At 73.0% G+C, this 7,098-nt stretch carries 7 protein-coding genes; 2 read left to right on the top strand and 5 right to left on the bottom strand.

Annotation, left to right across the window (positions count from 1 at the left end):
- Positions 1 to 842: alpha/beta-hydrolase family protein (locus CQZ88_RS01980; protein ID WP_180986924.1), on the top strand; the 842-nt coding region annotated here is incomplete at its 5' end.
- Between the two features lie 30 nt (positions 843 to 872).
- Here the strand turns inward: CQZ88_RS01980 and gatA are convergent.
- Together gatA and gatC are read right to left on the bottom strand one after the other, a co-directional pair.
- Complete coding sequence (gene gatA, locus CQZ88_RS01975) at positions 873 to 2,348, bottom strand: Asp-tRNA(Asn)/Glu-tRNA(Gln) amidotransferase subunit GatA (protein WP_102799166.1); 1,476 nt, start codon at positions 2,346 to 2,348, stop codon at positions 873 to 875.
- The gene (gene gatC, locus CQZ88_RS01970) at positions 2,345 to 2,644 is read right to left on the bottom strand and encodes an Asp-tRNA(Asn)/Glu-tRNA(Gln) amidotransferase subunit GatC (RefSeq protein WP_029544440.1); all 300 of its coding nucleotides are present in this window, start codon (positions 2,642 to 2,644) and stop codon (positions 2,345 to 2,347) included. Before gatC ends, gatA begins: the two co-directional genes overlap by 4 nt.
- 291 nt (positions 2,645 to 2,935) lie before the next feature.
- On the opposite strand from gatC, the gene CQZ88_RS01965 reads away from it, so the two are divergent.
- On the top strand, positions 2,936 to 3,586 hold the full coding sequence (locus CQZ88_RS01965) for a hypothetical protein (RefSeq protein WP_006942337.1): 651 nt from the start codon (positions 2,936 to 2,938) through the stop codon (positions 3,584 to 3,586).
- Positions 3,587 to 3,596: 10 nt separating this feature from the next.
- Here CQZ88_RS01965 and CQZ88_RS01960 read toward each other — a convergent pair whose 3' ends face one another.
- The 3 genes from CQZ88_RS01960 to CQZ88_RS01950 all read right to left on the bottom strand — a co-directional run.
- Positions 3,597 to 4,085, bottom strand: a complete 489-nt coding sequence (locus CQZ88_RS01960; RefSeq protein ID WP_029544443.1) for a GNAT family N-acetyltransferase — start codon at positions 4,083 to 4,085, stop codon at positions 3,597 to 3,599.
- Between the two features lie 79 nt (positions 4,086 to 4,164).
- On the bottom strand, positions 4,165 to 6,288 hold the full coding sequence (gene ligA / locus CQZ88_RS01955) for an NAD-dependent DNA ligase LigA (protein WP_102799165.1): 2,124 nt from the start codon (positions 6,286 to 6,288) through the stop codon (positions 4,165 to 4,167).
- Positions 6,289 to 6,298: 10 nt separating this feature from the next.
- Positions 6,299 to 7,098 (bottom strand): methionine synthase (locus tag CQZ88_RS01950; protein WP_258008415.1); only part of this gene is annotated, 800 nt, incomplete at its 5' end.

Here is a 7,098-nt window from a genome sequence, read left to right as displayed (position 1 = left end):
GCGTCGCGATTGTGCCCGTGGGGCTCGGGCAGGCAGACCCGGTCGCGAGGCCCGTCGCCGCCGCGGTGGCCGGCAGTCCGTCGTCCCTGGTGTCCTGGGAGTCCCTGGGCGACGAGGGCCGCCGTTTCGTGACCCTCGACGCGCATCCCGGCGCGATCCGCACGTACGTGGGGCTCGGATCCGCTGCGGACGCCCGCTCGCGCGCCGCGCTGGCCGTGCGCGAACTCGACCGCGCCGGTGGGTTCGCCCGCGCCCACGTCGTGGTGGCGGTGCCCACCGGCTCGGGCTGGATCGACCCCGGCGCGGTGCGGGGGTTCGACACGGTGTTCGGCGGCGACGTCGCGCTCGTGGCGCAGCAGTACTCGGCCGCGCCGAGCTGGGTGACGTTCCTGTTCGACCGGAACGCGGCCGCGGCGTCGGCCCGCGCCCTCCTGACGGCCGTGCGCGCCCACCTCGACACCCTGGACCCGGTCCGGCGCCCGCAGCTGCACGTGTACGGGCAGAGCCTCGGGTCGATCGGGGGCAGCGCCGCGCTCGCCGACCACGCATCGGCCGCGGCGGGTCCCTGCGCGGCGATCTGGGCGGGTCCGCCGGCCGGCGCGGTGCGCACGGCCGGAGCGATCGTCACCGCGAACACGTCGGATCCGGTGGTGTGGTGGCAGCCGTCGCTGCTGTGGTCCCCGCCCGACCTGTCCCGAGCGCGACGCGACGCGCCCGTGCCGCGGTGGCTGCCGGTGGTCAGTTTCGTGCAGGCGACGCTGGACCTGCCGGTGGCGCTGGACGCGGCCCCCGGTCACGGGCACCGCTACGGCCCGGACCAGGCCCGGTGCGACCACCCCTGACCGGGACGGCGCACCGGGCCTCGGCCGGACTCAGGCGACGATCGGGCCGCGTGCGGCCTCGAACGCGGCGCCGACGCGGTAGAGGCGCTCGTCGGCGAGCGCCGGGGCCATGATCTGCAGGCCGACGGGCAGCCCGTCGTCGGCGGACAGCCCGGACGGCACGGACATCGCGCAGTGCCCGGCGAGGTTGGTCGGCAGCGTGCACAGGTCCGACAGGTACATCGCCAGCGGATCGTCGACCTTCTCGCCGATCTTCCACGGGGTGAACGGGCTGGTCGGCGAGACGAGGACGTCGACCTGCTCGTACGCCTTCTCGAAGTCCCGCGCGATGAGGGTGCGGACCTTGAGCGCCTGCCCGTAGTAGGCCTCGTAGTAGCCGGAGGACAGCGCGTAGGTGCCGATCATGATGCGGCGCTTGACCTCCTTACCGAACCCGGCGGCCCGGGTGGCGGCCATGACCTGCTCGGCGCTCATCGTGCCGTCGTCGACGCGCAGGCCGTAGCGCATGGCGTCGAAGCGGGCGAGGTTGGAGGAGACCTCGGACGGCAGGATCAGGTAGTACGAGGCGAGCGCGTACTCGAAGTGCGGGCAGGAGACCTCGACGACCTCGGCGCCGAGTTCGGTGAGCGTGGCCACGGCCGCGTCGAAGGACGCCAGCACGCCCGGCTGGTAGCTGTCCGAGTGCAACTCCTTGACGACGCCGACGCGCAGGCCCTTCAGGTCGCCCTGCGCGCCCTCCCGGGCCGCCCGGACGACCGGCCGGACGGGCGCGTCCACCGACGTGGAGTCGCGCGGGTCGTGGCCGGCGATCACCTCGTGCAGCAGCGCCGTGTCGAGCACGGTGCGGCCGCACGGGCCGCCCTGGTCGAGCGACGACGCGCACGCGACGAGGCCGAACCGGGAGACCGTGCCGTAGGTGGGCTTGGTGCCGACCGTGGCGGTGACGGCGGCGGGCTGGCGGATCGAGCCGCCGGTATCGGTGCCGATGGCCAGGGGCGCCTGGTAGGACGCCAGCGCGGCCGCGGAGCCGCCGCCGGAACCACCGGGGATCCGGGTGGTGTCCCACGGGTTGCGGGTGGGACCGAAGGCGGAGTTCTCGGTGGACGATCCCATCGCGAACTCGTCCATGTTGGTCTTGCCCAGGATGGGGATGCCGGCCCGCCGCAGCTTCGTCGTCAGGGTCGCGTCGTACGGCGACATCCAGCCCTCGAGGATCTTCGAGGCGCACGTAGTGGGCATGTCGGTCGTGGTGAACACGTCCTTGAGGGCGATCGGCACGCCGGCCAGCGGCGACGCCGGGCTCTCGCCCGCGGCGACCGCGCGGTCGACCTCCGCGGCGGCGGCCAGCGCCTGCTCCCCCGCGACGTGCAGGAAGGCGTGGTAGTCGCCGTCGACCTCGGCGATGCGGTCGAGGTGAGCCTGGGTGACCTCGACCGACGAGACGTCGCCGGAGTGGATGCGGTCGGCGAGGTCGGCCGCGCCCAGCCGGGTCAGGTCGGCGCTCATTCGCCCTCCCCCAGGATCTGCGGGACGGAGAAGCGGCCGTCCTCGACGAGCGGCGCGGCGGCGAGCGCCTGCTCCGGCGTCAGGCCCGGGCGCACCTCGTCGGGGCGGGTCACGTTGGTCACCGCGTTCGGGTTGGCCATCGGCGCCACATCGTCCGCAGCCACCTCCGACACGGCCTTGACGTGGCTGAGGATCGTATCCAGCTGGCCGGCGAACTCGTCGAGTTCGGCGTCGGTCAGCGCGAGCCGGGACAACCGGGCGAGGTGCGCGACCTCGTCACGGGAGATGGCAGGCACCTTCGGTGACCCCTTTCCGATGAAGAAACGAACGTCCCGTCCAGGGTAGTGCGTGCCGACCGGGACGGTTTCGCCGGTTCCCCGGACCCGCGCCGCCCGCCCGCCGTGTTGCAGTTCGGAGAAACACCTGTGTCGTTCGTGTGACAACGACCGCGTGACCGGCGGTTTCCTGTCCCGTCTCGGCGCAGCACCGCCGGACCGGCATCCGGCGGTGCTGCGGGGGTGAAAAGATGGTGTCCGTCGCCGGCCGAGCGCCTCGGCCGTGGCTTCGGAATCGGGGAAAGGACGCACGTGTCGTACCTGTTACGCGTCCAGCTTCCCGACCGGCCGGGCAGCCTCGGTTCACTCGCCGTCGCGCTCGGTTCGGTCGGTGCGGACATCCTCTCGCTGGACGTCGTCGAACGCGGCGCCGGCTTCGCGATCGACGATCTCGTCGTCGACGTCGACGCCGGGTCGCTGCCGGACACGCTCATCACGGCCGCCGAACGCCTCGAGGGCGTGACGGTGGACTCGATCCGTCCCTATGCGGGAATCCTCGACACCCACCGCGAACTCGAGCTGATCGATCAGGTCGCCACCGCGCGCCACGATCGGCTGCAGGTGCTCGTCGACGGGGCGCCCCGGGTGCTGCGCGTCGGCTGGGCGACCGTCGTCGACACCGGCCCGTACGGGGTGTACCGGGTGGTCGGCAGTTCCGGCGCCCCCGAGACCCGGCCGGCGGAGGTGCCGTGGATGCCGCTCGAGAAGCCGATGCTGCTCGACCACGAGGGCGAGTGGGTGCCCGACCTGTGGCGAGCGATGAACACGACCCTGGCGGCGGCGCCCCTGGGGACCCAGGGCCGGGTGCTGATGCTCGGCCGGCCCGGCGGCCCGGAGTTCCGCCCGTCCGAGGTGGCCCGGCTCGGCTACCTGGCCGGCATCATCGGAACCGTCCTCGGCTGAGCGGAACGGCTCAGACCAGCTCCCGGACCAGGGTGCTCAGCTCGACGCCGGGCACCGGCGCCCAGTCCCGCTCGGGGACGGGGACGAATCCGTTGCGGTCGTAGATGCGGCGCGCGTCGACCATGTCCGGCTGCGTGGAGAGCACCACGGCGCGATCGCCGCGGTCGTAGGCGGTGTCGAGGACGTGCCGCACCAGCGCCGACCCGACACCCCGGCCCCGCGCCGACGGCGCGACGGCCAGCATCCGGAACTCGAGCTCGCCCTTCTCGGCGATGTGGGCGAAGCGCGACGCCGGCTCCGCCAGCGTCACGGACCCGACGATCTCGCCGTCGGCGAGCGCGACCACCACCTCGGCGTGCTTGTCGCGGGCGGCGGTGTCGCGCAGACGCTCGGCGTACGGGTCGTCGGGCTCGACGAATCCGCCGCCGACGTACACGTCGACGGTGAGGGCGCCGACGGCGTCGTACTCGTCCGGGCTCACGCGTCTGATCTCGATCACTGGAGGACTATCCCAGTGACCGCCCCTTCCGCCCAAACGGTTTCCGGGCGATCTCCGTCACACCGGCTCCGGCCGCCGGTCAGCTCTCGAGCTCGCCGAACTCCTCCTCGATCGCGTCCTGGCCACCCGAGACGCCGTCCGGGCCGAGTTCGAGCAGCCGGCGGAACCCGTCCTCGTCGAGGACGGGGATGCCCAGCTCGGCCGCCTTGTCGGCCTTCGTTCCCGGGGCATCGCCGACGACGACGAACGCGGTCTTCTTCGACACCGAACCGGCCGCCTTGCCGCCGCGGAGCAGGATCGCCTCCTTGGCCTGATCCCGCGAGAAGCCCTCGAGCGATCCGGTGACCACGATCGACAGGCCCTCGAGGGTGCGTTCGATGGATTCGTCGCGCTCGTCGAGCATGCGCACCCCCGCCGCGCGCCACTTCTCGACGATCGCGACGTGCCAGTCGACGGCGAACCATTCACCCAGGGCCGCAGCGATGGTCGGTCCCACCCCCTCGACGGCGGCGAGCTCGTCCACGGACGCCCCGCGGATCCGGTCGAGGCTGCCGAACTCGGTGGCCAGCGCCCGTGCGGCGGTCGGGCCGACGTGCCGGATCGACAGTGCCACCAGCACCCGCCACAGCGGCTTGTCCTTGGCTGCTTGGAGATTCGCCAGCAGGCGCTTGCCGTTGGCGGACAGCGCCCCCGCCTTGGTGCGGAAGAGCGACGTCCGCAGCAGGTCCTCGGCGGTCAGGTCGAACAGGTCACCCTCGTCGGCGATCACCCCGGCCTCGAGCAGCGCGGTGGCGGCCTCGTAGCCGAGCGCCTCGATGTCGAATGCGCCGCGGCCCGCGACGTGGAAGACCCGCTCACGCAACTGTGCGGGGCAGTGCCGCTGGTTGGGGCAGCGCAGGTCCACGTCACCCTCCTTGGCGGGGGCGAGCGGTGTCCCGCACTCGGGGCATTCGGTGGGCATGACGAACTCGCGTTCGGTGCCGTCGCGCAGGTCCACCACCGGGCCGAGCACCTCGGGGATGACGTCACCGGCCTTGCGCAGCACCACCGTGTCGCCGATGAGCACGCCCTTGCGGGCCACCTCCGCCGCGTTGTGCAGGGTGGCGAGGGAGACCGTCGACCCGGCCACCGTGACCGGTTCCATGTAGGCGAACGGGGTGACCCGGCCCGTGCGGCCGACGCTGACGCGGATGTCGAGCAACGCGGTGGTCACCTCCTCCGGCGGGTACTTGTAGGCGATCGCCCACCGGGGTGCGCGCGAGGTGGTGCCGAGCCGGCGCTGCAGGGACACCTCGTCGACCTTGACGACGAGCCCGTCGATCTCGTGTTCGACGTCGTGGCGGTGCTCGCCCCAGTACCGCATCCGGGCGACGACCTCCTCGACGCCGACGACGCGGGCGGTGTGCCCGGAGACGGGCAACCCCCAGGCGGCGAGGGCGGCGTAGGACTGCGACAGCGACACCGGCTCGAATCCCTCGACGCGGCCGAGCCCGTGGCAGATCATCCCGAGGCGGCGCCGCGCGGTCACCGCGGGGTTCTTCTGCCGCAGCGATCCGGCCGCGGTGTTGCGCGGATTGGCGAACGGGGCCTTGCCCTCGGCGACGAGGGCGGCGTTGAGCGCGTGGAAGTCCTCGAGCCGGAAGTACACCTCGCCCCGCACCTCGAGAACCCGGGGGACGGGAAATTCCTCGGTGGCGGTGAGCCTTTCGGGGATGTCGTCGATCGTGAGGGCATTGAGCGTGACCTCCTCGCCGGTGCGGCCGTCGCCGCGGGTGGCGGCACGGCGCAAGCGGCCGTCCTCGTACACCAGACTCAGCGCGACGCCGTCGATCTTCACCTCGCACAGGTAGTGCAGGTCCGGACCCGTCTCGGCCTCGACGCGGGAAACCCAGGCGCGCAGCTCGTCCTCGGTGAAGACGTTGTCGAGGCTGAGCATCCGCTCGAGGTGGTCGACGGCGGTGAAGTCGGTGGCGAAGCCCCCACCGACGAGCTGCGTCGGGGAGTCCGGGACGCGCAGGTCCGGGTAGTCGTCCTCGAGCTGCTTCAGCGCGCCGAGCAACTGGTCGAAGGCGCCGTCGGAGATGATCGGCGCGTCGCGCACGTAGTAGCGGAACTGGTGCTCGCGCACCTCCTCCGCGAGCTGCTGCCAGCGCTCGCGCACGTCGGGCGGAGCTTGGGTGGGCGCGTCCGTCGATTCACTCACGCCGGAAAGACTAGTCGAGCGATACGACGTTCCCGGCCGCGGCGGAGCCGAGCGATTCCGGGTCGTCCGCGAACGCGGCGGCGACGTCGCGGGCGAGGCGCAGCGCCCGGCGCGCCCACGTGGGATCGGCGCCGGCCAGGCCGCAGCGCGGGGTGACCCCCACCGAGCGCAGCGTGGCGCGGGGGAAGCCCAGCCGGTCGATCAGCGTGATCGCGGGGGCCGCGACGTCACGCCAGGTGGGGACGGCCGTGTCGGGTGCGGTGGACGGCACCAGCCCGAGCAGGAGGGTGGTTCCGGCGTCGATCAGCTCACCGATACCGTCGAGGTCGGCGGCGGTGAGCTGCGCGACGTCGAGGGCGACGGCGTCGACGCCGCTGCGGCGCAGCAACCCGGTGGGCACGTCGGCGGCGCAGCAGTGCACCGCGACGGGGCGGCCGATCGCCGCGATCGCGGCCTCGAGCAGGTGCTGCGCCTCCGGCTCGGGGAGCGCCGGCACCGATTCGAGCTTCGTGCGTCCGGTCAGGGTCCCGGCGAGGACGGCGGGCAGCGCAGGCTCGTCGAGCTGGACCACCACGTGGGCGCCGAGGCGGCGGGTCAGTTCCGCGGCGTGCCGCGCCAGGCCCTCGCCGAGGGACTCGGCGACGTCGCGCACGGCGCCGCGATCGGTGAGCACCCGCCGGCCCCCGGCCAGCTCGGCGTGCGCGGCGAGGGTGAACGGGCCGGCGGACTGCACCTTCAGGAATCGACCGGGACCGAGACCCGCTGTCTCCCATGCCTCTTCGAGTGCATCGAGATCTCGGCGCAGCAGAT

The organism is Rhodococcus sp. ENV425 (assembly GCF_002887785.1).
Classification (GTDB): Bacteria; Actinomycetota; Actinomycetes; order Mycobacteriales; family Mycobacteriaceae; genus Rhodococcus; species Rhodococcus aetherivorans.
This window is presented reverse-complemented; position numbering and strand designations above follow the sequence as displayed.